A 25,195-nucleotide genomic window follows, 5' to 3' on the forward strand; every position below is an offset into this window, starting at 1 on the left:
GCATATCGTTGTCTTGAATTGGGGGATTTAAAGACGAATTGAAACACTCGCATTCATTTCGCATCTCTAGATGCATTGGGGAACTCATCCTGAGTAGTTGAGCCACATGGGGTGGCTGCATCTTAGGCCAGGCTTTTATTATCTGAGGTCAGAGCCTTACTACCGCTCGCTCTTTTTCGGGTGGATCGCACTTACACGCCGCGCGATCCACTCTGGACATTCTTGTATGGGGGAGAAATGTCTAGGCATCAAAGGCGTGGCACTTTTGTGCCAAATTCGCGCCGCAAAACTATTTTAAAAGGATCTTTAAAGCCATTTTTGGCGATAATTTCGTCAATTTCCTTGTGTTTTGTCATGACCATTCCGGGCATGGCAGTTGCCGCCGAAACTTCTGTTGGGGAAGAAACCGCGGCCACACAGCCGGCAACTGAATCGGAGGACTCCGCAGCCGCCGTGGACACGAAGTCCACAGAGGAAACAGCGGTCGAAGCTGAGGAATCTTCAGAGGCAACCATGGCGGAGGAATCGCCAGCTGCTGAAGCAGAAAACCGTACCAAGGCATCGGCTCCTGACAAAGATGCAGTAGCCGAACCCGAGCCGGCCCCGGCACCTGCACCAGAATCTGAGAAGCCGGACCAGCCAAAATCAGCGGAAACCATGAAACCAGCACCTAAATCGGAACGTGTGGAATCGGTGGCACCCAAGCAGGAAAAGAAGCTGAAGGACACGGCTTCGCCGAAACTTGCGCAGCCGAAGGCCGAAGTTTCGGAATCGGAGGAGTCTGCCGAGTCTTCGGCAGCGGCCCGCGAGCCGCTTGCTGCCGCGGCCCTAGAGCCAGGGGAACCGGTAACCTGCGAGTACAACGCAGGCGAGGGTTCGGTCGACACCTTCATGCAGAAGTCAGACGAGATGCCGGACTATGCCAACGGCAACGTGCACGACGGCCTCTATGAAGGTGGCGTCGTGCACCAGCGCGTGGAAATGACCCTGCCAGCAGGCGAGAATGAGCTGGTCATCAAGTACCAGGTCAAGCAGGCCGGCAAGTGGGCCTACGACTATCTGCTCAACCAATCCGCTACGGGGGCCGAGATCACGGGCTGGACCGTTGTCGAGGGGAGCGGGGATGACCGCGTCGACACCGTCTATATCACGCTGTGGGTCGACGGAACCGAAGGCGAAGAATCAGACGTCACTCTGCTCTTCGATGCGCATATCGCCTCCGAACTGGATCACGGGCCGGGCACCGGCGCTTCGTCGATCAACGGGTCACCGTATCACGTCGTGATTTCATCGCTGAATTGCAAGTCCGTTGGCCAACGGGACAACCAGATTCAGGCAGGTGCGGTCCAAGCGGGCTTCGTGACCATCATCAAGGACGCAGTACCTGCCGACGGCACGGACTTCGCGTTCACGCTCGCTGAGGACCGCTTCGGCGACTCGACGTCATTCAACCTCGATGACAGCGCGGATTCAGATACAGGTGCGGACCTGCCAAGCAGCATCACCTACACCGTGGCTCCGTCCACGGTAACCGTTACAGAGAACAGCCTGCCAGCGGGATGGAATCTATCTGATATCACCTGCACCGGTGCCGCCGCAATTCGCAGCGGGACGTCCATCACCTTCGAGTTGGTCGACAATGATGAAGTCACTTGTACTTTCACCAATACGAAGACCACCTATGAGGAGCTCACGCTCCAAAAGGATGTGCAGGCATCCTATGACCGCGACTACGACTGGGATCTGGTCAAGTCCTTGGCCGAAGGCCAGGAAGCCACGGTAGAGGCGACGGCCACCGGAGTGGAGGTCGACTACAACGTGGTCGCCACCGCCAGCGAGGCCCAGGACAGCAACTTCGAGTTGTCCGGCACCATCACCGTGAACAACCCGAATGATACGGCGATGACAGGGGTTTCCCTGGTCGACCAGCTCGACGGCGCCAACTGCGTCATTTCCGCTGGCGGATCGCCGATCACCAACCCGCTGACTATACAGCCAGGCGAGACGTCCTTCACTTATGAATGCGACCTGCCCGAGGGAACCAGCGCCGGTAGCGCCGGCACCAACACGGTCACGGCAACCTGGGACGCGGAGGACTACTACGGCACAGATGGCCAGGCCAGCGCCTCGGCCGGCTACGACTTCGCGGACGTTTCGCCAACGGTGACGGATGACGAAGTAACTGTCACCGATAGCGAATTCGACCTGTCGGGCATCGAGGGCGGCAACACGGTCACGGTAGCTGACAGTCCGAAGACCTTCGCCTACACCATCGAATGGGATGGCGTGCTCGGCCAATGCACCGACTACAAGAACATCGCCAGCCTCGCCACGGATGACGGGGAAACACTGACTGATGATGCCACGGTGGAAATCTGCATCGGCCAGGACCTGAGCATCGAGAAACTGGTCGTCTCCAGCTTCAACCGCAGCTACGACTGGAGCATCGTCAAGAATGCCCTGGGCGAGCAGCCGTTCACCGCGGATCCTGAAACCGGCGAATTCACCGCCGAGTACTCGGTCACCGTCACTCCCGAAAGCTACACGGACAGCGACTGGGCCATGAGCGGAACCATCACCGTAACCAACCCCAACGACTGGCAATCGGTTGACGTGACCGTCACCGACCAGGTCGATGTGGGCGGGGGAGCCACCTGCCAGGTCGTCGGCATTGTCGGCGACCCGGACACGATGGATGCCGATCCGGCCGCTCCGGGCTTCCAGGCGACTCTGGATGCCTCCGAAACGCTGACCTTCACCTACAGCTGCACCTTTGAATCGCAGCCGAACTATGAAGGCAGCAATACCGCCGAGGTCACCTGGTCAGCCAGCGAAGCGTCCACCGCATCATCCAGCGCCACCAAGGTGGTTGACGTCGATGCGGACGACTGGACGCAGACACCGCTGAACGAGACGGTGACCGTCACCGATCCGCTGCATGAATTCGATCCGGCCTGGACCATCAGCTACTCCGATGGCCCGCAGACCAGGACCTATTCATACACCTGGACCGTGGACGAAGCAGGCACGTGCCAGAGCTTCATGAACACCGCCACGATCACCGGCAGCAACCAGCTGGTCAAGAGCGATGACGCCGAGGTCGAGGCATGCCGCCAGGCAGGCCTGACCGTTACCAAGGACGTGACGGCCAGTTATGACCGCACCTACCTGTGGAGCATCGACAAGCAGCTGGCCGAAGGCCAGCGGCCAGATGTCGTGGTCGAGGAAGACGGAACAGCTACCGTCGATTACACGTTGCTGGTGGACAACACCGGCTATCAGGATTCCGGGCAGCAGCTTTCCGGATCCATTACCGTGAATAATCCCAACGACTTCGAAGATCTCGAAGTGACGATCAGCGACGAGAACACCCTCTCAGCCGCCTGCACCATCGTGGCCGAGGACTCGAATCCGGGCATGGCGGGCATGCAGCAAGTGGTGCCGCGCGGCGACTCGATCACCGTGGACTACACCTGCGATGCATCGGCCGTTGCCGAGGCCGACTACACCGGCCACACCAATACGGCGATTGTCAGCTGGGGCGACGGGCTGCAGGCCGAAAGCCAGCCGGTGCCCATCGAATTCACCCTCGATGAGACCACCGATGCAACCGTTGACGTCTGGGATGACCAGGCTGATCCATCCGGCGACCCGGTACTGCTGGGCACGGTGAACTACGCCGACGCTCCAAAGAGCTTCAGCTACCAGATCACCTATGAAGTGCCACGCGATGAATGCCTGGTCTTCACGAACACCGCCTGGGTGGATCTGACTGGCGAGGACATCGAGGACTCGCAAGACGTCTCCATCTGCGACCAGAAGAACCTGGTCATCACGAAGGACGTGGACGCCAGCTACGAACGCGACTACGACTGGTCGCTGGAGAAGCAGGTGGACCAGAGCGAGTTCACTGTCGCCGGCGACGGCACGGTCACCGCGCACTACACGGTCGTGGCCACCGCCGGCGCAGCCCAGGACAGCGCGAAGCAGGTGTCCGGAACCATCACCATCAGCAACCCGAATACGCAAGTCGGGGAACTGACGGCCACGGTCGCCGACGTGCTCTCCATCCCTTCAGCCACCTGCACCATCGGCGGCACCGACGAGGATGGCAGCGCCGACGGCTTCCAGGTCGTGCTGGCAGACGGGGAGAGCATCACGCTCGACTACGACTGCCAGGTGCCCACGGACACCGACATCACCGCGCAGTACACGAATACCGCAACGGTGAGCTGGGGCCAGGAACGCCAGGCCGAAACGGAAGTCGGCTTCGGCTTCGAGCAATCGAAGCTGACCGACGGCGAAGTCACCATCACCGATGACCAGACCGTCGAGGGCCAGGAAGTGGTGCTCGGCACCGCCACCGCCGAGGAATCGCCGAAGGCCTTCGAATACGACCTGGAACTGCAGGGCGTTGCCGGAACCTGCACCGAGTACACCAACACCGCGGTGCTCGACGAGGCCACCGGCGAGGGCGAAGAGAACACGGCTTCGGCCAGCACCACGGTGTGCGCCGGCGCGGATCTTGATATCGCGAAGAACGTCGTGACCTCCTTCGACCGCTCCTACCTCTGGTCGCTGGACAAGGAACTGCTCTCCGGCCAACCGCTGGCAGCCAACCCGAATACCGGCGAGGTCACGGCGAACTACCGGATCACCGTGACCCCCGAGGGCCACGAGGACGGCAACTGGGCGATGAGCGGAGAAATCACGCTCAGCAACCCGAATGACTGGCAGGACGCGCCGGTTACGGTGCAGGACTTCGCCGATGCCGGCGGGGACGTGGCCTGCACGATCACCGGGGTGCGCGGTGAAGCGGTGGCGGACATGTCCGCCGAGCAAGCCGGCTTCCAGACGGTGATCCCGGCAGGGGCCGAATGGGTGATGACCTACTCGTGCACCTTCGAATCCCAGCCTGACTACGACGGCAGCAATACCGCCACCGTGGATTGGGATGCCCAGGCGCTGAGCACGGTCAACAGCCAGGACTCGGATACCGTGGAGATCTCGGAAGCCGACTGGACCCAGACGCCGCTGAATGACACGGTAACCATCACCGACAGCGCCCACGACTTCGATCCGCCATGGATCGTGGACGTCTCCGATGGGCCGCAAAGCCGGGACTACTCGGTGACGTGGACCGTGGACGAGGCAGGCACCTGCCAGGTCTTCGAGAACGTCGCCACGCTCACCGGAGATGACGGCTTCACCGCGACGGACAATGCGCTCGCCGAGGCCTGCCGCGAGGCGGCCCTGGAAATCAGCAAGACCGTTGACGCCCAGTACGACCGCACCTACCAGTGGCAGATCGAGAAGTCGCTGGCCGAAGGCCAGGACGAGAAGATCACCACCGACCCGGCGGCCAGTGAGCCGGTGGACTACGTGGTCAAGGTAGAGAACACCGGGCACGAGGATTCGGGATGGGTGCTGGAAGGGAAGATCACCATCACCAACCCGAACCAGTACACGGGTATCGATGCCACCATCCAGGACGTGGTCGATCTGGAGGGCATCACCTGCACCACCTCGGAATCGCTGGTGAGCATCCCGGCCAACTCGACGGTCACCGTCGGCTACAGCTGCGATGTCTCGGCAGGAGTCGATCCCGGCTCCTACAGCGGCGGCACCAACACCGCGACGGCCAGCTGGGGCGATGACCGGGCATCGAGCACGCAGGTGCCGATCGAGTTCGCCCTTGACACCGAAATCGACCGCGAGGTCGAGATCTGGGATGACCAGACGAATCCCGAGGAACCGGTGCTGCTTGGCACCGTGGACATCGACGATTCGCCGGTGCTCATCGAATACCAGCTGGAGCATGATGCTCCCGCCGGCGAATGCATGAGCTACACGAACACCGCCTGGGTTGATATCGATGCGGGTGAGGATCCGCGCGATGACGCGACCGTGCAGCTGTGCGGCCTGCTCGACCTGATGCTCACCAAGGACGCCGAAGCCAGCTTCGACCGGACCTACTTCTGGGATCTTGAGAAGAAGGCCGACCGCACCGAGGTCACCGTGGCCGAGGACGGCACCGCCGACTTCTCCTACACGGTATCGGCCATTCCGGATGGCTCGGAGGATTCCGGGCATGAAGTGCACGGCATGATCGTGCTGGTGAATCCGAACCACTTCGCATCGGCCTCGACGGTGGCCACCATCACCGACGAGATCAGCATCGAAGGGGTGACGTGCACCATCGAAGCCGAGGATGCCGATCCGCAAACCGAGGGCCTGCAAGTCGCGGTCCCGGTGGGCGGCGACGGAGTCGGCGCCACGGTGCAGCTGCCCTACAGCTGCTCGGGTACCCCGGATGAGCTCAGCGGCAGCAACACCGTCACGGCAACCTGGGGCGAGGACTCGATGGCCACGGCCACCGCGCCGGTGGACTACCTGCTGGATGCCGAAACCGGCAAGCAGGTCACCGTCATCGATGATAAGACCAACCCCGAGTCGCCGGTAGTGCTGGGCGAAGCGATCTGGAATGCCGAAGGCACCCCGATCGACTTCGACTACACCCTGCGCCACCAGGCCGAAGCCGGCACCTGCACGGAGTTCACCAATACCGCGGTGATCAAGCAGACCGGGGCCGAGGACTCGACCACCGTGACCCTCTGCGGCCAGAAGGCCCTGGGCCTGCAGAAGACCGCACAGGGGCTGGTGGACCTGGATTACGAATGGGAGGTAGAGAAGCGGATCGACCAGAGCAAGCTCACGCAGAATGAGGATGGCACGTTCATCGCGCACTACTGGGTGGAAGCTCGCAACACCGCAGTCGCCGAGCAGAATTTGCGGCTGTCCGGTGAAGTGATGGTGCAGAACCCGAATGAGTTCGGTTCCATCACCGCCACCATGGAAGACCGGATCGATACCGCTGGCACCAGCTGCCGGATCGATGCGGAAGACGCCGATGAAGCGGCAGCTGGATTGCAGGTCGTGCTCGATGCCGGGGAGAACTTGGGGGCCCGGTATGAATGCGAACTGGCCAGCTGGCTCACCACCGATGCCTTCGAGGGTGCGGTCAACACCGTGATTGCCACCTTCGATGACCGCGAGGTGCGTGCCGAAGCACCGATCGACTTCACGATCGATGCAGTCACGGACGAATCGGTTACAGTCACCGATGACATGATGGATCCTGAGGCCGAACCGAAGGTGCTCGGGGTAGTCCATGTCCCGCAAGCGCCAATGCAGTTCGAATACGAACAGGTATTGGAGCCCGAAGCGGGTACCTGCACGGTATACATCAATACCGCGGCAGTGCACGAGGAAACCGACGGCAACGGCAAGGACGAATCCTCGGTGGACCTGCAACTGTGCATCGAGCAGGGACTGATGATCGCCAAGAGCGCCGACGCCCAGTACGCCAGGGACTACGACTGGTCGATCCGCAAGGATGCGAAGGAAACGAAGTTCGAGGTTGAACCGGATGGACAAGCCACGGCCGAGTACACGGTCGAGGCAAACCTGGAGGGCTACGAAGACCAGGACTTCACCGTCACCGGTGAGATCACCGTGGCCAACCCGAATGACTTCAAGGACACGCAAGTGCTCCTCGAAGACAAGCTGTCCATCGAAGGGGCCACCTGCTCCATCGAAGGATTGGCGGATGGGAAGCTGATGCTCCTGGCCGGGGAGACCCGGACCGTGAAGTACAGCTGCTCCTTCGAATCCCCGGTTGCTGAGGCCGATTACACCGGCCACGAGAACACGGTGAACGCCAGCTGGACCGACGTGGAAGGAACCACGCAGACGGTCAGTGCCAAGGCTCCGCTGGAGTTCGAAGCGGTATCGGCCACCGATGAGATGGTGACGGTCTTCGATGACTACACGAATCCCGAGAATCCACGGGAACTGGGCAAGGTCAAGGCCGAAGAGCAGAGCAAGAAGTTCACGTACGAACTGGTCTTGGACGGCATTGCCGGCAAGTGCCGGACGATGACGAATACCGCGATAATCCCGGAGGCATCCGGCGAGGACTCGAACAATTCGGATTCGGCGGACGTGGAAGTTTGCTCCGAGGCTCCGCAGGCAGCGCCACCGGCACCGCCAGCTCCTCCGGCACCGCCAGCTCCTCCGGCACCGCCAGCGCCGGCAGCACCACCTGCCCCGCCAGCACCGCTCGCAGCAACCGGCCTTGACCAGGTCACGTTGTGGCTGGCAGGGGCTGCAGGGATGGTGATTATCGCCGGAGCATTGATCCTGCTTCGGTACCGTCGCCGGAACCCATAGTCCGTGCGCCAGCTGGATGCCGGTTCTGCCTTTCGGGGCAGGGCCGGCATTCGGCGTGCCGGGCAAATGCAGAATCAACAGAGCAGGCCCGGACCTCGAATTTGCTAAGAGGTCCGGGCCTGCTTCGTTCAGTGCGCCAGGCGGACGTCGCGGTCAAAACTAATTCGGAGAGCGTCGCGAGTGAACCGTTCGTTGATGCTAATCCTGCTGGCTCGGCCGAAGCGGAACGTAACTTCCGACCGTCGGCGGAATAGACCTACGACTCGATCTGGTCCTGAACGGCTTTACCTTCCAAGCTGGGCACCAACAGCGGATCCGTCCGTTGCTCTTCGGCGGGAAGGTTCATGGTGCTAGCAAAGATGTTTGCCATTCGCTGAGTAGCTTCAAGCGCTGCACCTTCGGCCGCCCAAGAATCAAAAGTAAACGAGTAATTCTCGTCCCTGGTTATGACGTCCAGTTTGGGGCCCTTTTTCGTCCGTTCCGCGAATCGCACGTAACGGACATCTGCCAGGGGAACTACATTTTCAATGGCGCCTTCTTTGTTGAGATCGCTCTGGTCTGCGACAAAGAATGAATCATTGGTAATTCCGAGGTAAACGTTGTTGGTGAGCAGCTTTTCTTGATTCGCATCCGCCAAGGCCAACAGCTGGGCATTTTCCGGGAGCGCCCAGGTAAGAATGTCTGCAAGCTTGTCTGGCATGCCTTCCTTGAAGACTGGAACCGCTGGTGCCAATTTATCTCGTCCAGAGTGTAGCTGGTTGCGTAAGTCAGCCACTGTAGTTGCCAGCGCATCCGCCATCTTGAGCGCGTCGTCTAAGCTGCGGCGCTTACCAGTGAATGGAAGACTTCGAGCAGCAGGCAGGAGCGCGAGTAAGCGCACGTGACTTTCAACTTCTGCGAGCAACTTGATGACTTCACCCATTGCTTCTTCATGCGCAGAATTCGTTTCCTCGACATGATGGGAAAGCAATCGATTGTTGGCCTCTGATTCCTCCGAGTCCCGGCTGATGAGGACTCCGCGAAGTACCTGAGCGCGGTACCAAGCGAACTCAGCCATTAACATGCCGTGGGAGTCGGCGATGATCTGGTCAAAATTTTGCTTGATATAGCTTCGTCGTGATTTGGCATCATCGGCGAGGTGCTTGACATGATCTCGCACGAAGTCGACGAACAACTTTCGGCACTTGCGCAGATCTGCTTCGCGAGTAGCCAATGGGGCGAAGATATGATTGTTGACGGTTCCGGCGGCGTCTGCCTCCTGGAGCGCACGAATACTGGTTTCATGCAATCCGATCAAGGTGGCCCACTGATCCTCGTGGATTGCACGCAACACGTCTCGCGTTAGCTCGATGTTCTCGTCGACTTTGCGCGAGATGGAAGCCAGTTGGAGCTGAATGGCCAAAAGGACCATTGCTGGAGCAGCTACCGGTCCAAGAGCACCCGCCGGAGCTATTCCTGCGGGCAGGAATCGAGCTTGTGCAACGATGGTTCCACTGCTATTCACTATCGTGCCCATGCTCTGGCCTGCGGACTGCATTAGCGTATTACCTGATTGGTTCAATATATGCAATGATTCCGGAGCAAGGCGGACAAGTCCCTGAAGTTGGGGCAATGCGGATAAGCCAACAGCAGCCAGGTTTCCTACTCCGGTTGCAGTAGAGAAGTGGTCAACCATGCTTTGGCTTGCATTCTGCCCCAGCAAGTCGAAGCCGAGGAGATCAACGTCTTTTGGAGCATGATTAGCGAAAAGCATCGCATATCCGTCACCAACCTCCAGCAATGCGATATCGGATGCTTGTGAGGCCAATTCGGAACTCGATGCATTGTTTCCAATAAATTCTGGATTATCGGGTGCGGGAACTTCTGGGATAGGCATGAAATGGGCTTTCTGCGGAAGTGGTTCATGATGGCAAGTTGCAAGGCTCAAGCAAGTAATTGAGGCCAAGTGAAGACAACAGCAGTCTATCTGTCGCTATGTCGCGCATCAGAAATGTTGCTTTGAGCATGCAGATGATGAGCTTGAAAATCAGCGCGGTCAAATGAAGATGCCACGTTTCGATTAGCCTGTAGTCGCCGTTGGCAGGTGGGCGCGTCGTTGAAATGCATCTGGCTATTCGCCAACGGAGCAGTTATGCGATTCATCAGGTACTACGGTTTTGTTATGTTTCCGAGGCATCAACAGTGCGGCAGAAACAGAGCAGGCCCGGACCTCTTTCACAAGAGATCCGGGCCTGCTGCCGCGGTCAAGCCTACAGGCTAGATCTGAGATGCGCTCTGGGCTGCAGCTTCACGCTCGTGGGCTTCGCGCATGGCGCGTTCCACGCTGTCGACGTCGCGGACCGCACCCTTGTCTGCGGACAACGCCATGGCGGCGTAGGCACGCAACGCAGGGGAGACCACGCGCTCGCGGTTCTTCGGGTGGTAGCCGGTGGTGGCGATCAGTCGCTCGCGGCGCTGGGCCAACACCTCGTCGGAGACGTTCAGGGTCAGCTCGCGGGTCGGGATGTCGATGGAGATGGTATCGCCATCTTCAACCAGCGCGATCAGGCCGCCGGAGGCCGCCTCGGGGGAGACGTGGCCGATGGACAGGCCCGAGGTGCCGCCGGAGAAGCGGCCATCGGTGATCAGCGCGCAGGACTTGCCCAGTCCGCGGCCCTTGAGGAACGAGGTCGGGTAGAGCATTTCCTGCATGCCGGGACCGCCCCTCGGTCCTTCGTAGCGAATGACCACTACGTCGCCTTCCTTCACCTGCTTGTTCAGGATTTTCTCCACTGCCTCGTCCTGGGATTCGCAGACCACAGCCGGGCCGGAGAAGGTCCAGATCGACGGGTCGACTCCAGCGGTCTTCACCACTGCGCCGTCCACGGCGATGTTGCCGCGCAGCACGGCCAGGCCGCCGTCCTTGGAGTAGGCGTTCTCTACCGAGTGGATGCAGCCTTCGGCGTCATCGGTGTCCAGTGCCGCCCACTTCTCGGACTGCGAGAATGCGGTGGAGGAGCGCTTGCCGCCCGGGGCCGCGTGCCACAGGTCGAAGGATTCCTTTGTCGCCTTGCCGCCGCGGATATCCCAGTTATCGAGCCATTCGCCCAGGGTTGCCGAGTGGACGGTGTGCACGGTTTCATCCAGCAGGCCGCCACGGCGCAATTCGCCAAGGATGGCAGGGATGCCGCCGGCGCGGTGGACATCTTCCATGTAGTAGATGGTGCCGTTGCCGGCAGCGTTCGGTGCCACCTTGGCCAGGCATGGCACGCGGCGGGAGACTTCGTCAATCTCATCCAGGCCGAAGTCCACGCCGGCCTCGCGGGCGGCGGCCAGCAAGTGCAGGATGGTGTTGGTGGAACCGCCCATGGCGATATCAAGTGCCATGGCGTTGCCGAAGGCCTTCTTGGTGGCGATGCTGCGTGGCAGCACGGTCTCGTCATCTTCGCCGTAGTAGCGGTTGGCGATATCGACCACCAGCTTGCCGGCGTTCTGGTACAGGTCCTTGCGCGCGGTGTGGGTGGCCAGGGTGGAGCCGTTGCCTGGCAGCGAGAGGCCCATGGCCTCGGTCAGGCAGTTCATCGAGTTGGCGGTGAACATGCCGGAGCAGGAGCCGCAGGTAGGGCAGGCGGACTCTTCGATGCGCAGCAGGTCGGCATCGGAGACGTTCTCGTTCACTGCCTCGGAGATGGCGTCCACCAGGTCCAGGGTGCGCACGGTGCCGTCAACCAGGGTGGCGCGGCCCGATTCCATGGGTCCGCCGGAGACGAAGACGGTCGGGATGTTCAGGCGCAGTGCGGCCATGAGCATGCCGGGGGTGATCTTGTCGCAGTTGGAGATGCAGATCAGCGCATCGGCGCAATGGGCGTTGACCATGTACTCCACGGAGTCCGCGATCAGGTCGCGGGACGGCAGGGAGTAGAGCATGCCGCCGTGGCCCATGGCGATGCCGTCATCCACCGCGATGGTGTTGAATTCGCGGGGAATGCCGCCGGCTGCCTCGATGGCCTCGGACACGATGCGGCCAACCGGCTGCAGGTGGGTGTGTCCGGGAACGAACTCGGTGAAGCTGTTGGAGACCGCGATGATCGGCTTGCGCCCGAGGTCGGCGCCGTTCACGCCGGCTGCGCGGAACAATGCGCGAGCGCCGGCCATATTGCGGCCATGGGTGACAGTGTGTGAACGAAGTGTGGTCATACCTAAAATCTCACCATATATTTGCCGCCAAACCCAGACGGTGACAATACTAGTAGTACTACTACCATGCAGAGGGGTGGGCCCAGTGAATCCAAGCCAGAGACGCAGAGAAGAGCTCGCGGCCTTCCTCAAGGACCGCAGAGCCCGGGCTGACAGGGCATCGCACGGACTGCCGGAAATCGGACGCAGCCGGGTGCGAGGTTTGCGCCGTGAGGAAGTCGCCACCTTGGCCGGTGTTTCGGTTACCTGGTACACCTGGCTGGAGCAGGCCCGCGACATCAATCCCTCCCGCCAGGTCTTGCAGTCATTGGCACGCTTGTACCGGCTGACCCCGGTGGAATCCTCGTACCTGTTTTCACTGGCTGGGCACGGCGAGCTGGAACCAATTGGCAACGGCGGAATGACCCCGGCCCTGCAGCGCTTGCTGGATGCGTTGCAGTTCCCGGCCTTCTTGCTTTCGGCTGACTGGACCATCCTGGGATGGAACCGGGCCTACGCGGAGCTGTATCCGCGGGTAGAGTCGTTGGAGAGCGAGGACCGGAACCTCTTGTGGCTGGTGTTCACCGACGCGCAGCTGCGCGAAATGCTGCCGGACTGGGAAGTGCAAAGCCGAGGTTTCGTCGGAAGCTTCCGTGCCGAAACGCGTGGATGGCTCAGCCCGTCGGGGGAGAGCGGCATTGTTGCCCGGGTCTCGGCGGCTTCTCCGGAATTCGCCTCCATCTGGAATGAGCGGGACGTTGCCGGGTTCCGCACCGGCGAACGGGTGTTCCGGCACCCTGAATTGGGGCTGACCCGCTACGAGCAGCACAACCTGACCCCTACCGAAGCCACGGACTTGACCCTGTTGATGTACACGCCGCTGTAGTATCGGACTACGGTGCTGGTCCGATCTGATACGGGTGTACTTAAAACCGAACTGCCCTACGGAAATTCCGAAGGGCAGTCAACCGGTTGTGGGATTGCGCCTAGGATTTCAAGAACTCCAGAGCCTTTTCCTTGAACTCGCGGCTCGTTACTGCGTTGGCGTGATTGCGTCCTGCCAGCCACAGCACTTCATTGCGTGTTCCCGCGTCCTTCAGAAGGCGACGCAAATGCGGCATGGTCGTGGCGAGATCATCTTGGTCTCCAGCCACCAGCAAGGTCGGGACTGACGGTACCTTTGCGGCAGGGTCATACGGCTCGGACTTGATGGCTTCGATCAGCTCAAAGAGCGCCGAGAGATCATTGGACGGCTCAGCCTTGGCAATCTGCATGATGGTGGCAGTGTAGTCATCATGGATCTTTTCGCCCGTCTCGACATGGGCGCGGGCCTGATCCAATTCGAAGGCGGCCAGCGGATCGCCGGCCCCTGGACCGCCGATGACCAGGTGATTCACCAAATCAGGATTGAAAGCGGCGAATTCCCAGGCGAGACGTGAACCCAACGAGTAGCCGATGACATCTACCGGACCTTCGTCCAGATCCATCACAATGGCCGCGAGCGCCTGGCGAATCTGGCTAGGCGCCCAGCTGCCGTCGTTGCGTCGAGGGTCTTCTCCATGGCCGGGCAAGTCAATCAGAAGGACATCGCGTCCCGCATCGGTGAAATATTTCAGCCAACGCGAGCGGTCCCAATTCAATTCGCCGGATGAGGCGAAGCCGTGGATGAAAAGCACGGATGGGCTTTTCACCTCAGTGTTTGCGCGAACCACTCGAAGATTCAGATCCAAAGTCATGCCATCGATCATAGGCTATCCACCGGCGAAATGAGATCCGGGCTAGCGTGCCACGAGTGTTAATGTCAGAATGACTCTAACGAAATTGATTGCGCTGAAAACGAGGCACGAATAAATGTCATCCGTACCTGGCTGGGCGAACGTCGAAGAACGCCGCAACCTGGCACCCGCTCTTGCGGTTTCCACGGTGATCCTGGGAATCCGTGAAGGCAAGGACGGTGGACCTGACAAACTCTGCTTGCCCGTGGTCCGTCGAGTTAGGCAACCCCACGCCGGAATGTGGGCGCTGCCGGGCGGTCCAGTTGATCCGCGCGAATCCCTCGGCCAAGCGGCCGGGCGCAACTTGGCCGAGACCACAGGTCTACGCCCCTCCTACCTGGAGCAGCTCTACACTTTCGGCGATATCGACCGCTCGCCAACCCACCGGCTGGTCACCATCGCCTACTTTGCGCTGCTGAACGCTGACCAAGTCGGAGCTACGGTCCAAGACGACAATGTGGCCTGGTTCGATATCGATGACCCGCAGATCGCCCAGATGGCTTTCGATCACCGGAAGATCCTGGACTACGCCATGTGGCGGCTGCGCAACAAGACCGAATACGGGCAGATCGCGCATCGACTGCTGGGGGAGCGCTTCACCTTGGCGGCACTGCGCGGAGTCTACGAGGCCATCCTCGGACGGCGCCTGGATCCCGCGAACTTCCGCCGCACGCTCAAGAGCACGGCTTCCATCGAGGAAACCGATGAGTATCTGGCTGGCGGACAGCACCGGCCTCCTCGGCTCTACCGCTACGTGGGGCACGGGCCTGACCCTTTGGAAGTCGACCCGCTGCACGACTAGCAAGCAACATCCATACTTATTCACCGTCATCCTGTAAGAAACGGACGAACCTATGAGCACCCAATTCACTGACAAGGCCAATGCCTCGGTAGCCCAGAACATCGCTCGGCTTAATCTGCTGGCGCCGGATTCCACCTGCTCCACCGATCTGGCTTCCAACCCGTGGGACACGCCTGCCGGCTACGGGCCCGGCGCCTCCCAAGGAGATTCGGTTCCAGCTGGCTACCCGGTGCAGGGTTCCATCCCGGAAGAATACCTCAAGGCCAGCGATACCGAGCTTGATGCCCGCATCATTGCTGCCAAGGAAACCCTGGGGGAGAAGGCAGTGATCCTCGGGCACTTCTACCAGCGCGACGAAGTGGTGAAGTACGCGGACTTCGTAGGCGACTCCTTCCAGCTGGCCAACGCTGCCCTGACCCGCGACAAGGCAGAAGCCATCGTGTTCTGCGGCGTGCACTTCATGGCCGAAACCGCGGATATCCTCAGCCGCGAGGACCAGTCGGTGATCTTGCCCAATCTTGCGGCAGGCTGCTCGATGGCAGACATGGCCGACGGCCCGAGTGTGCAACAGTGCTGGGAAGAGCTCACCGCGCTCTACGCGGATGAAGCCGATGACGGGCGGATGCCGGTCATTCCCGTGACCTACATGAACTGCTCCGCCGAGCTCAAGGCATTTGTCGGTCGCAACGGCGGACTGGTATGCACCTCCTCCAACGCGGCGACCGTTTTGGAGTGGGCTTTCGAGCGCGGACGCCGTGTCCTGTTCTTCCCGGACCAGCACCTCGGACGCAACACCGCCAAGGCCATGGGCATTCCATTGGAGCAAATGCCAATGTGGACTCCGCGCAAGGAACTGGGTGGCAACGAAGCTGCCACATTACTCGATGCCAAGGTCATCTTGTGGCACGGCTTCTGCTCCGTGCACAAGCGCTTCAACCCTGCGCAGATCGCCAAGGCGCGCCAGGACTTCCCGGGCGTGCGCGTTATCGTGCACCCGGAATGCCCGATGGAAGTCGTAGACGCCGCAGATGAAGCCGGCTCCACCGACTACATCCAAAAGGCCATTGCAGCCGCAACCGAACCGACGGATTTCGCCATCGGAACCGAAATCAACATGGTCAACCGCCTGGCTGCCCAGTATCCGCAGCACAACATCTTCTGCCTTGATCCAGTGATCTGCCCATGCTCCACCATGTACCGGATCCACCCGGGCTACCTTGCCTGGGTACTCGAAGAGCTGGTTGCCGGACGCGTGGTCAACCAGATCTCGGTGCCGGCGGAACAGCAGGCAGACGCAAAGATCGCACTGGAGCGCATGCTGGCTGCCAAGCCATGAGCCAGGAGCAACGAACACCAGAGAAGCTGGTGATCATCGGCTCGGGCATGGCAGGCCTATGCGCTGCCCTGCAAGCCGTGAAGCTGGGCATCCGGCCGGTACTGCTGACCAAAGGCAAACTCGGCGACTCGAACTCCGAGCACGCGCAGGGTGGCCTGTCGGCTGTCACCGAAGCATCCCTAGCCCACGGCGACTCGGTAGCCAAGCACGTTGCCGATACCCTGAAAGCCGGCGCGGGACACTGCGGTCTGGAACCAGTGGAACACCTGTGCTCCTCGGGCGAAGAGCTGGTGCAGGCCTTGGAAACCTACGCGGTGGAGTTTGACCGAAATTCAGACGGCTCCTACCAGCTCGGCCTTGAGGCCGCACACAGCGCACACCGAATTCTGCATATCAACGGCGATGCCACGGGCGCTTCGTTGGTGAAAACGCTGGTTCGCGCCGTGCGCCAACTGGAGACTGCAAACGAGCTCAGCATCATCGAGGATGCGCTAGCCACAGACCTGCTGCTGCAGGACGGAAGAGTCTCAGGGGTGCACTATCTGCGCCACGACGCGGAGCAGCTGCTTGAAGCCGAGTCGGTGCTATTGGCAACTGGCGGGATTGGACAGTTGTACTCGGCGACCACCAATCCCGAAGGCGCAACCGCCGACGGCCTTGGCCTGGCCGCCCGGGCTGGTGCTGTGATCGCTGATGCCGAATTCATCCAATTCCATCCAACACTAGTTGACCCTGCCAAATATCCGAAGGCCGGCATGGTGTCCGAAGCGGTGCGTGGGGAAGGGGCCATCCTGGTCAACGAGGCCGGGCATCGTTTCATGCCTGAACTCCACCCGGATGCAGAACTGGCACCCCGTGATGTCGTAGCCCGAGGCATCCATGGGCAAATCCAATCCGGGCACCAGGTTTTCCTTGATGCGCGGGCAGTGGAAGCAGCCCGTGGCGCAGGATTCCTCGCAACCCGTTTCCCTTCCATCACGGCCAAGCTCGCCTCGTGCACCGAGGACGGTTCCGGATTGGACATGGCTCATGACCTGATTCCGGTGGTGGCTGCCCAGCATTACTTCATGGGCGGGATCTACACCGACACCTCAGGACGTACCAGTGTCCCCGGACTCTATGCGGCCGGTGAATGCGCCAACACGACAGTTCACGGTGCCAACCGTTTGGCCAGCAACTCGTTGCTAGAAGCCATGGTCTTCGCCCGGGACGCCGTTGTGGCAGTGAGCAGCGACCCGGCGGATGCCCGCTGCACTATCGAAGGGCTAGCCATCCGGCAGATCTCAGAGTCCATCCCGGAAGCGCCGCTGGATCTTGAGCGCCTGCAGGCCGCTGCCAGCAACTCCCTTGGCGTCTACCGCACCGGTGGGCAGCTGGAGGAAATGGCACAGATGCTGGCGACGAGTGCCCCGGTAGCGGCCACGGCTCGAGAGCAAGCGGAACTGCGCAATCTATGGATCGCCGCACGGATCATTGCCGCAGGTGCCATGGCACGCATCGGAAGCCTGGGTGCACACCATCGCCTTGATTCAACCGAATGCACCGGCAGTGGGCCATACCAGAGCGTCCGCTATGGCTGGACATTGCACCCAAGCGAGCTGAATAACAAGAACTTCTTGAGCAAGGAACTGAACGCGTGAACACTTTGATCCATCCGGTACCCACCGCAGCCATGGACCGCATCATTGAAATGGCGCTCGCCGAGGACAATCCGCGTGGCGACATCACCGCCCTGACCATCGTGCCCGATGGTGCGAGAGCTACTGCCGTGGTGCAGGCCCGTCAGCCGGGCGTGCTCTCCGGTGGGGCAGTATTTACCAGGACGATGCAGCTGGTCGATGCGCGGCTGGAGGTCGAGCAGCTGGTTGCCGAGGGAAAGTCCTTTGCTGCCGGAGATAGCTTGCTCAGGGTCTGCGGGCCTGCGGCGAGCTTGCTGACCGCTGAACGCGTGGGACTCAACCTCTTGCAGCGCATGAGTGCCATCGCCACCGCAACCGCCGAACTGGTAGGACTGGTTGCGCACACCAAAGCCCGCATTGCCGATACCAGGAAGACAACGCCAGGACTTCGCGTCCTCGAACGTTATGCTGTCCGTTGCGGTGGGGGAGTCAATCACCGCGACAACCTGTCCGATGCTTTCATGGCCAAGGACAACCATCTGGCCTTGCTGGATAACGGGGAGCAGCTGACCGCAGCCCTGAAATCCGTGCGCTCCCGGCTGGGGCACACTACCTCGATGGAAGTTGAAGTGGATTCCATTGAGCAGATTCCGCCGGTGCTCGCCGCTGGAGTGGACATCATCATGCTGGATAACTTTGATCCGGTTGACATTCCTGCAGCAATTGAACTGATTAACGGGCAAGCAGTGGTCGAAGCCAGCGGGAACATCAACGCGGCCACCGTTGCGGCAGTCGCCGAGGCCGGTGTCGATGTCATTTCTTCGGGTGCCATCACCCACTCGGTGAAAGCAATCGACCTTGGTCTGGATATGGTTATTGCATGATCTACATGGATGCCGCATCCACTGCGCCACCTCGCCAAGACGTTCTCGACATGCTCAACCCATTGCTGACCAAGGATTTCGGCAATCCGGCATCCTTGCATGAAGCCGGCCAGCAAGCCAAGCGGGCCAATGACTGGGCAAGAACGCAGGTAGCCGGCCAGCTGGGTGTGGCGGCAGAAGAAGTGTATTTCACTTCCGGCGGCACCGAGGGAGCCAACGCTGCCGTCATCGGCGCGGCCTTGGCCAAACCCCGCGGACGTGTAGTGGTCTCCAGCGCCATTGAGCATCCAGCAGTGCTGGAAGCCTGCAAGTATCTGGTTGAATTCCACGGATTCGAACACCGCATCATCCCTGTCTCGGCCACGGGGCTCGTGGATCTGGAAGTGGCCGGCCAGCTGATCGATGCGGATGTTGCCGTGGTTTCGGTGATGGCGGTGAACAATGAAGTCGGCACCACTCAGCCGGTCGAGCAGTTGGCCCAACTGGCACACGCTGCCGGGGCGATCATGCATACGGATGCCGTGCAGGCCGCCGGCTGGATCGATCTCAAGCCATTGTGCGTTGCCGTGGACGCATTGAGCATCTCCGGGCACAAGATCGGCAGCCTCAAGGGCAGCGGAGCAATGTATCTGTCAGGCAAGCACCGCTTTGTGCCGCTGATGCACGGTGGCGGGCAGCAGGGCGGACTGCGTTCGGGCACCGAGAACCCGGCTGCCGCCGTTGGCATAGCCGTGGCGTTGCAAGCGGCGACTGCGCAGCGCGAAGCCGGACTTGGCGACAACTTTGGCCCGTACCTGATTGAGCGGATTCTCAATGAGCTCAATGCCAAGCACCCGGGAAGTGTCCAGCTCACCGGCGATCCGGTGCATCGCGTTGGCGGCATCGCCTCTTTCGTCTTCCCAAAGACCGCTGGGGAAACGGTGTTGATTGAGCTGGCCCGCAGGGGAGTCCTCTGCTCTTCGGGTTCTGCGTGCGCTGCAGGCTCGACCGATCCTTCCGCGGTGCTCACCGCAATGGGCTATGAAGAAGAATTGGCCCATACGGCTGTCAGGCTGTCGTTCACACGTACGGTGAAAGAGAACGAGATCAGCCAGGTAGCGTCGGCTGTCGTTTCTTGCGTTTCCGGGCTTCTGAAATAGCCAAGGCTATAGCCTGGATTGTCCAATGTTGTGTTTGCAGTTCGGTGACAGTGGCTCCGACGGACTTCTTGACACATTGCAGCATCCTGCAATGTCCTAGGACGAATATTTCCCCAAAAGCTGTGATCGTCTGCTCCAGCTTTTGGGGAATCGTTCGAGATCGCTTGGCTATCAGTCGTCGGTTTCCTGTTGCTCATCGGTCGGAGCAGCGGGGAGTGCCTGTTGGCGTTCGGCTCGCTTCTTTCCGCCAAGTCGCCCGCTAGCTGCACCGGCCAGCGATGACCCAAGATTTTTCGCCTTGGATACGCCAGCAGAAGCTCCAGACAGGCCACCTTTTACCAAGTTGCTGTCGCGCACGGAATCCGAAACCTTGTGTGCCTTGTCGCGGACAGAAGCTCCTGCTGAACTCAGCGTCGCCGACAGGCCATTCTCGGTTTCGGTCTTGTCCAGATCCTGAAGGGCAGCCAAATACTGCGCTGCGTCAACTAGAGGTGGCGGAAGCTCGCGCAAGTGCTGCTTCAGCCTATTGGACTGCACCTTGAGCGTAACGAAGGTCAGTCCTCCCGAGACCACACCGCCAACGACAGGAACAATCTTGCTGACGCTCTTCGCAAAGCTTTGCTTGGTGACATTGACGCCAATCAACTTCAGCGTTTGTTTCATCGGACCATACCAGGCGGTTTTTGTCAGAGCCTGCTTGGCTAAATTTTTCTGAATAGCCGGTCCGGCTACCTGGGCAGCGAACCGGCCGACCGTGGTCGATGCCCCGCTGACTCCCATCATCACGCCGAGAAAACCAGCAAGCTTACCCAAGGTTTCATCATCGATATGATCCACGTCGTCGAGGAAAGATTGCCAACCGTAGGTGTAAGCAATTTTTTGCATGACCCTGAACGCATGGATATAGAACTGCGTGATATCCGCCGGGATGGTTCCGAACATGAACAAACCGCCAGGTAATCCACTGGCAAATGACAAAGCAGTGGATTTGCGGGTTTCAAAGTCAATGGATTCGGAAGCGATTTCATCCAACATCTTGGGCCCGATGCCTGCCGCGGCTGGGTTGGTAGAGACTGCCCTATCTATCTGATCGCGGCTGCATCCCTTTTTGTGCAGCTCTGCCGTGAGGAAATGATCACGATCGATTTTCACGCCTCTGAGCCGAATTACTTTCTTGAGGAAAGCAGTCGCGAATTGCTCGGCGTCGACATTCTGATCCTTGAGCATATCGGAGAGGGTCTCGTCCGCTCCGTGATCCGGATTCGTGGCGTTCGGATCCACCGCACCTAGTTCTTCTTCCTCCTGCTGGCTGGCGAGATCAGACTTCTGGTTCGTGCTTTCCTGCAATGTATTTCCCCCAAAGTTTTGTGCTGGAAACCAGCTGCGCGAAGTGTAGGCAAGTTGCTCTTAGCCTATCCAATAAGTGCTAGGAAACGGGATCCGTTTGGAACCATGAAGCGGCCAATCCTGTGTCTGCCAGTTAGCGACTTGCGAACTTGCCGTTGAGCGTCGAAGTAAATAATTGACCATTGAAGTGGCAACTTCGCTGTACCTTGGGGAAGTGCAACAGCAAAAAGATAGGCGATTCATTTGAGAATGAATCGCCTATCTTCCACAATGCGGACACTGGTGCGCTAGTTCAAAGAATTAGCGCAGGTACTTGCCAGAGACCCAGCCGTTCTTGCCTGCATACTTCACTGGGTACCAGCCGGACTTCTTCGCACCGCGGACCGTCACCGTCTTGCCCTTGGGAATGGTGAGGATGACTCGCTTGCTCGTCCCAACACCGGTGCGCATGTTCAAATTCGCGATGGTCTTCTTTGACGAAGATTTCGAGGTCTTGGGCTTCGTCGTTTTCGGAGCTGTACCGGTCGAGGAGAAACTGCTCAGGTAGGTACCCGAGACCCAGCCGTATTTGCCTGCGTACTTCACCGGGTACCAGCCGGACTTCTTGGCACCGCGAATGGCTACCTTCTTGCCCTGCGGGATGGTCAGCACGATGCGATTACTAGTGCCTGCCCCGGTACGCATGTTTAAGTTGGCCGTGGTCTTGGCCGACTTGGCGTTGCTGGTGTTCTTCTGCGGCGTGCTCTTCTTCGTATCCTTCTTCGGCGCAGACGGCATCGAGACGTTCTTCAGGTACTTGCCTGAAACCCAGCCGGTCTTCGAGCTGTAGCGAACCTGGTACCAGCCGGACTTCTTGGAACCGGTCAGCTGGACGGTCTTGCCCTTCGGGATGGTCAGCAGCACGCGATTGCCAGTGCCCGCCCCGGTGCGCATATTCAGATTAGCGGTGGTCTGTGCAGTGCCCTTGGATTTCTTCGGAGCGCTGTCAGACTTCTTGCCGGAAACCCCGTAGTAGGCTTCGAGGCTCTTGGCACCTGAATTCTTGACGCTCTTGGCCAGCGAGGTGCCCAAGTAGCGGAAGTGCCATGGCTCGTAGGCGTAGCCGGTAACGGATTCCTGGCCCTTCTGATATCGCATGATGAAGCCGTACTTGTGCGCATTCTTGCCAACCCACTTGCCCACAGGAGTGTTGGCGAAGCAGGCCTGCAATCCGCAGGCGCCATTGGCGTTTCCAACGTCAATTGCCAGACCGGTTTGGTGCTCGCTGGTGCCTGGTACAGCAGAAATGCGCGAAGCGTAGCTCTTGCCGTAGATGCGCGAGTAGTAGTTGAACAGCTCCGCCTGGCGGTTGTATGAACGGTATCCGCTGACGGCGCGAATCTTTACGCCATCCTTGGCCGCCGCCTTCACCATCTTGGTGTAGGCCTTGGCGGCCGAGGACCTCAGCCTGACGTTGGTGCCTTTGACGGCGACCGTCTTCGGAGCGAACTTCACGGGACTCAGCGGGTACTTCTTGTTGACGAAGACGTCATCCTTGCTTGGATTGCGCTGGATCTTCTTGGCAGCAATCTGCAGTCCGTTGTCAACTGTGAGCACCTGTGCTTGGGGCACTGACATGGCGGAGGCAGGAGCTGTGGCTAGTGCCGGATTTGCCGGCAGCACTGTTGCGAACAGCGCAGCCGATAGCGCGGCAGCCATGGAAATCTTGAACGCCCGAGGCTGTTTCATGGAATTCTCCGATAGAGGTGACAAGCGATGCGACCATCATTCCATCACTTATCCATGAGTCATTCAAGGTGTTACTGCAAACGTTGGAGATGAAACGAGCCTATTGCGACCGAGCTTTTGCGGAAGCAAGCGGATTGTTTTATCCCTTGGATGAAACCACGTGCCATCATCTGCGATGTCCTGCCTGCACCAGGAGAAGCATCTTCCCACGTGGGGAATCGGAGAATTTCCACGAGTCGTGGCCCCGGCCAAGCAGCAATCGGGAATTCCATTCAGCCTCGTAGTTCTACAAGGCCGGTTGCGCGGGAAATCGCGGCCCCAGACTTGCTCGCAAGATGCTGCAATCTTTTCTCCAGCAGGCGCGGAGATGCCCTGGGCAGGCGTTCTGGCGAACAGAATAATGCGACGAGTCAATTTTTCTAGTTGGGCGAGATTTGGTAGGTTTGCGTGCATGCGTATCCGTCCAGAAGTCTTCGATGACCGAGCTGCGGTGTATGCAATTACGCACGCTGCGTTCGCCGGAATCGATCCGATGGTTGAGCCTGAGGAAGTCGGACTGCTGCAGCAGCTCTTCGAGTGCGACCAATATGACAACCGCTTCTCAATCGTTGCCCTGGACGACACAACGGTTATCGGCCACGTCATCGCGACATGGGGCGCAGTCAATGGGGAACCCTTACTGGGACTAGGTCCGCTGGCTGTCGCTCCGGAATACCAGCACCGGGGTGTCGGATCGATCCTGATGCAAGAAATTCATGACAGGGCTGAGCAAGAAAGCATCAGCGGCATTGTCCTGCTCGGTGCCCCTGGCTATTACAGCCGCTTCGGCTACGAAGATGCCCAGCTGCGAGGCATCCACCCTTCAGTTCCGTCGTGGGGCGAGCACTTCATGGTGCGCGTCTTCGATGACAGCTGCCTGCCGCGCGGCGACTACCGTTATGCCAAGCCGTTTGGCGTTTAGCCGCTAATTTTCGCTGGGAATTTTCCCGTTCCTATTGTCACCTGTGCACCTCGGGCGTAAACCTGACATATGGAAACACATGAAGAGCTTCGCGAACTGTCCTTCTCCGTCTCAGGCATCATTGCCAAGTCGATCAGGCAAGTCTTCGAAGCTGTGGCCGATCCGGAACAGCTTTCCCATTATTTCACTACCGGGGGAGCTGAAGGATACTTGGAAAACGGTGCCACCGTTACCTGGGACTTCCATGATTTCCCCGGAGCATTCCCGGTCAAGGTTGTGGAAGTGGAAGAACCAAAGCGCATCGTCATCCAGTGGGTCGGCCAGCAATCCACGGCTGAAGATGGCATGAATACCGTGAGGTTCGACTTCGAGTCCCTGGAGGACAGCACCCGAACCAAGGTGACCATCAGCGAAGCGAGCTGGGTTGCCACCGCCGACGGTGCCAAGGCCGCCTTCGGCAATTGCGAGGGATGGACCGGAATGCTGGCCGCAATGAAAGCTTGGCTGGAGTACGGGATCAACCTGCGCGAAGGCTTCTACAAATAGCCCGTGCGTGAGCTACCGGCGGCGACGGTAGTACACATGCGTCACGAGTGACGTTTCGCGGCGGGAAACGCGGTCCATATGTGTTTCTATGTCTTCAACGGTGATGGGCTCCCCGCGTCCCAGGCGGATCGGCGAGATATGCAGCCGCAGCTCGTCAATGAGGCCGGCGCGCAGGAATTGCACGATCGTGTTCGCACCGCCGGCAACGGCCACCGGATTCTCGCCAGCGGCTTCCCGTGCCTCGGCGAGGGCTTCCTCGATCCCCTCGGAGATGAACTGGAAGCTGGTTCCGCCCTCCAGGCAAAGCACCGGCTTCGGATGATTGGTCAGCACGAAGACCGGTGCTTGATACGGAGGGTACTCTCCCCACCACCCGATCCAGCCGGCCTCGTCTTCTCCGGCTGGAGGGCCGAACATCTTGCTGCCCATGATGAAAGCCGAGGCTTGGGTAATGGCAGCGATTTCGGCCTGGTTCTCCTCGGGATTCTCGAACTGCCAGCGGTGCAGCGCTTCGGCTCCTTCGCCCAGCGGCTGCTCCATGCTCTGATTGGGTCCAGCGCAGAATCCGTCCAAGGAGACGGTGACATCGCAAACTACCGGGCCCATGGCAAATGCCTCGATTCAACCTACGTGCTGGCGGGAGGGTGGCTACTCCAACAATGAACCTGCAC

16 protein-coding genes are annotated in these 25,195 nt (G+C 59.9%); 9 read left to right on the forward strand and 7 right to left on the reverse strand.

The features are described 5' to 3' along the window. Positions 1 to 248: 248 nt before the first annotated feature. Positions 249 to 659: a hypothetical protein gene (locus ACLQ8T_RS06950; protein ID WP_413456164.1), complete on the reverse strand. Its 411-nt coding sequence runs from the start codon at positions 657 to 659 to the stop codon at positions 249 to 251. Here ACLQ8T_RS06950 and ACLQ8T_RS06955 point away from each other — a divergent pair. Next, on the forward strand, positions 658 to 8,232 hold the full coding sequence (locus ACLQ8T_RS06955; protein ID WP_413456165.1) for a hypothetical protein: 7,575 nt from the start codon (positions 658 to 660) through the stop codon (positions 8,230 to 8,232). The two genes, ACLQ8T_RS06950 and ACLQ8T_RS06955, sit on opposite strands and share 2 nt — an antisense overlap. Positions 8,233 to 8,488: 256 nt before the next feature. Here the strand turns inward: ACLQ8T_RS06955 and ACLQ8T_RS06960 are convergent, their stop codons facing one another. Continuing rightward, positions 8,489 to 10,108, reverse strand: coding sequence for a hypothetical protein (locus ACLQ8T_RS06960; protein WP_413456166.1), 1,620 nt, complete (start codon positions 10,106 to 10,108; stop codon positions 8,489 to 8,491). Between the two features lie 380 nt (positions 10,109 to 10,488). Further along, positions 10,489 to 12,408 (reverse strand): dihydroxy-acid dehydratase, encoded by a 1,920-nt coding sequence (ilvD, locus tag ACLQ8T_RS06965; protein WP_128470556.1) that lies wholly within the window; start codon positions 12,406 to 12,408, stop codon positions 10,489 to 10,491. Between the two features lie 85 nt (positions 12,409 to 12,493). Between ilvD and ACLQ8T_RS06970 the strand changes: the two genes are divergently transcribed. Further along, on the forward strand, positions 12,494 to 13,273 hold the full coding sequence (locus tag ACLQ8T_RS06970) for a helix-turn-helix transcriptional regulator (RefSeq protein WP_149596711.1): 780 nt from the start codon (positions 12,494 to 12,496) through the stop codon (positions 13,271 to 13,273). A gap of 100 nt (positions 13,274 to 13,373) precedes the next feature. On the opposite strand, the gene ACLQ8T_RS06975 is transcribed toward ACLQ8T_RS06970, so the two are convergent. Continuing rightward, positions 13,374 to 14,123 carry an alpha/beta fold hydrolase gene (locus ACLQ8T_RS06975; protein WP_246857151.1) on the reverse strand — a complete coding sequence of 250 codons (750 nt, stop codon included), beginning with the start codon at positions 14,121 to 14,123 and terminating at the stop codon, positions 13,374 to 13,376. Between the two features lie 115 nt (positions 14,124 to 14,238). Here ACLQ8T_RS06975 and ACLQ8T_RS06980 point away from each other — a divergent pair, with 115 nt between their 5' ends. Genes ACLQ8T_RS06980 through ACLQ8T_RS07000 form a run of 5 tightly spaced genes read left to right on the forward strand, consistent with a single transcriptional unit; the run spans position 14,239 to position 19,942 of the window. Further along, positions 14,239 to 14,964 (forward strand): NUDIX hydrolase, encoded by a 726-nt coding sequence (locus tag ACLQ8T_RS06980; protein WP_204721704.1) that lies wholly within the window; start codon positions 14,239 to 14,241, stop codon positions 14,962 to 14,964. Between the two features lie 52 nt (positions 14,965 to 15,016). Next, positions 15,017 to 16,300: a quinolinate synthase NadA gene (gene nadA, locus ACLQ8T_RS06985; RefSeq protein WP_413456167.1), complete on the forward strand. Its 1,284-nt coding sequence runs from the start codon at positions 15,017 to 15,019 to the stop codon at positions 16,298 to 16,300. Next, positions 16,297 to 17,940: an L-aspartate oxidase gene (gene nadB / locus ACLQ8T_RS06990; protein ID WP_413456168.1), complete on the forward strand. Its 1,644-nt coding sequence runs from the start codon at positions 16,297 to 16,299 to the stop codon at positions 17,938 to 17,940. Before nadA ends, nadB begins: the two co-directional genes overlap by 4 nt. Further along, the gene (gene nadC / locus ACLQ8T_RS06995) at positions 17,937 to 18,803 is read left to right on the forward strand and encodes a carboxylating nicotinate-nucleotide diphosphorylase (RefSeq protein WP_413456169.1); all 867 of its coding nucleotides are present in this window, start codon (positions 17,937 to 17,939) and stop codon (positions 18,801 to 18,803) included. The genes nadB and nadC overlap by 4 nt, the downstream gene beginning before the upstream one ends. Continuing rightward, positions 18,800 to 19,942, forward strand: a complete 1,143-nt coding sequence (locus ACLQ8T_RS07000) for a cysteine desulfurase family protein (RefSeq protein WP_413456170.1) — start codon at positions 18,800 to 18,802, stop codon at positions 19,940 to 19,942. The genes nadC and ACLQ8T_RS07000 overlap by 4 nt, the downstream gene beginning before the upstream one ends. A gap of 171 nt (positions 19,943 to 20,113) precedes the next feature. On the opposite strand, the gene ACLQ8T_RS07005 is transcribed toward ACLQ8T_RS07000, so the two are convergent. Together ACLQ8T_RS07005 and ACLQ8T_RS07010 are read right to left on the reverse strand one after the other, a co-directional pair. Further along, a complete protein-coding gene (locus ACLQ8T_RS07005) occupies positions 20,114 to 21,289 on the reverse strand; it encodes a hypothetical protein (RefSeq protein WP_413456171.1) in 1,176 nt (391 codons plus the stop codon). Positions 21,290 to 21,589: 300 nt separating this feature from the next. After that, positions 21,590 to 23,017 (reverse strand): D-alanyl-D-alanine carboxypeptidase family protein, encoded by a 1,428-nt coding sequence (locus ACLQ8T_RS07010; protein WP_413456172.1) that lies wholly within the window; start codon positions 23,015 to 23,017, stop codon positions 21,590 to 21,592. Positions 23,018 to 23,468: 451 nt separating this feature from the next. On the opposite strand from ACLQ8T_RS07010, the gene ACLQ8T_RS07015 reads away from it, so the two are divergent. Both ACLQ8T_RS07015 and ACLQ8T_RS07020 read left to right on the forward strand, forming a co-directional pair. Then, complete coding sequence (locus tag ACLQ8T_RS07015; protein WP_413456173.1) at positions 23,469 to 23,978, forward strand: GNAT family N-acetyltransferase; 510 nt, start codon at positions 23,469 to 23,471, stop codon at positions 23,976 to 23,978. A gap of 69 nt (positions 23,979 to 24,047) precedes the next feature. After that, positions 24,048 to 24,524: an SRPBCC domain-containing protein gene (locus ACLQ8T_RS07020; RefSeq protein WP_413456174.1), complete on the forward strand. Its 477-nt coding sequence runs from the start codon at positions 24,048 to 24,050 to the stop codon at positions 24,522 to 24,524. A 12-nt stretch (positions 24,525 to 24,536) separates the two neighbouring features. Here ACLQ8T_RS07020 and ACLQ8T_RS07025 read toward each other — a convergent pair whose 3' ends face one another. Next, the gene (locus ACLQ8T_RS07025) at positions 24,537 to 25,130 is read right to left on the reverse strand and encodes a dihydrofolate reductase family protein (RefSeq protein WP_413456175.1); all 594 of its coding nucleotides are present in this window, start codon (positions 25,128 to 25,130) and stop codon (positions 24,537 to 24,539) included. Positions 25,131 to 25,195 lie beyond the last annotated feature (65 nt).

Origin of the sequence: Glutamicibacter sp. FR1 (genome assembly GCF_047300825.1) — a bacterium.
Taxonomy (GTDB): domain Bacteria; phylum Actinomycetota; class Actinomycetes; order Actinomycetales; family Micrococcaceae; genus Glutamicibacter; species Glutamicibacter nicotianae.